This window comes from Streptomyces sp. NPDC058231 (assembly GCF_042882275.1).
Lineage (GTDB): Bacteria > Actinomycetota > Actinomycetes > Streptomycetales > Streptomycetaceae > Streptomyces.
Map to the genome: position 1 here is coordinate 1 of NZ_JBHVWN010000190.1, position 1,107 is coordinate 1,107.

A 1,107-nucleotide genomic window follows, 5' to 3' on the forward strand; every position below is an offset into this window, starting at 1 on the left:
GCCATACAAGTGGACCTACGACGGTGCCCCGCTCAAGACCACCTGATCAGCACCCCTCCACGAACTTCCGCAGTGCAGCACTAGGTTGGCTGGCATGACTGACCCCAGAGCACTCGCCTGGCCACCTGCCCCGATCAAGACCGAGCGGCTCGTACTCCGCGAGTCCGAACCCCGGGACCGTGCGGCGGCCATCGAGCTGAACGCCTCGCCAGAGGTGAACACTTACCTCGGTGGCCCTCGACCGCGTGCCGAGCTCGAACGCACGGTGCCCGAGGTGCCCGGGCGGCGCCCGGGCTTTTTCGTGATCGATCTTGACGGGGCGACGATCGGCACGATCATGCTCGATCCACACGCAGAGCGTCCGGGGCACATCCGTCCGGACGTCGGGAAGACCGAACTCGCCTACCTGTTCCTGCCGCAGGCGTGGGGATACGGGTACGCAACCGAGGCGTGCGCAGCGGCACTCGACTGGTTCACCGCAGCGCTTCCCGGCGAGGCGGTAGTACTCCGCACTCAGACCGCCAACGAGCGCTCGATGCGCCTCGCGGCAAAATTGGGGTTCACCGAGGTGGAGCGGTACGAGGAGTACGGCGCCGAGCAGTGGTTCGGCGTGTGGACTTCGGTCACGCCGCCGTCTGCAGGTGGCTACGGCGCGGGTTCGTAGGTGGCGGTGGTGGTGGGGCAGTCCTCCGCCAGGCCTAGGGCCTCGCGCTCGGCATCGTCTGCGGCCAGGTCCCAGCGCAGCTTGGTAGCCACCCACTCGGCGGTGCACTGGCGGTGGTAGCCGACGGCTGGCGGCATCCACTGGGCTGGATCCTTGTCCGCTTCGGAGCGGTTCGACTTCGCGGTGACCGCGATCAGGGTCAACGGGGATGCCTGATCGTTTGCGTCCGCCTCGCGGCGGGCGGCGTCCCAGGCGTAGCCGCCGGAGTCGTGGACCTCGGCGAGCGGAGCCATGTGGTCGACGTCCAGACCGCCTGCGTCGGTGACAGCGATGCCGTCGTACGGACTCAGCCAAGCGCCCCCCGAGAGTCGTCAGCCCGCCGCGACCTCGGGTTCCTCGACGGCCTCGGAGAGGATGACCTCACTTGCGGGGTCCCGGGGATG

The 1,107-nt window shown here is 68.6% G+C and carries 2 protein-coding genes; one reads left to right on the top strand and one right to left on the bottom strand.

The window, feature by feature from the left end; genetic code table 11:
• Positions 1-94 precede the first annotated feature (94 nt).
• Entirely contained in the window at positions 95-664 is a 570-nt protein-coding gene (locus tag ACFVXE_RS39220; RefSeq protein WP_389678600.1) for a GNAT family N-acetyltransferase, read from the top strand.
• On the opposite strand, the gene ACFVXE_RS39225 is transcribed toward ACFVXE_RS39220, so the two are convergent.
• Complete coding sequence (locus ACFVXE_RS39225; RefSeq protein WP_389678602.1) at positions 646-957, bottom strand: hypothetical protein; 312 nt, start codon at positions 955-957, stop codon at positions 646-648. The two genes, ACFVXE_RS39220 and ACFVXE_RS39225, sit on opposite strands and share 19 nt — an antisense overlap.
• Between the last annotated feature and the right edge of the window lie 150 nt (positions 958-1,107).

Excerpts from the sequence above, each read along its gene's own strand:
- ACFVXE_RS39220 (WP_389678600.1), top strand. The coding sequence starts at position 95 with ATGACTGACCCCAGAGCACTCGCCTGGCCACCTGCCCCGATCAAGACC.
- ACFVXE_RS39225 (WP_389678602.1), bottom strand. The coding sequence starts at position 957 with ATGGCTCCGCTCGCCGAGGTCCACGACTCCGGCGGCTACGCCTGGGAC.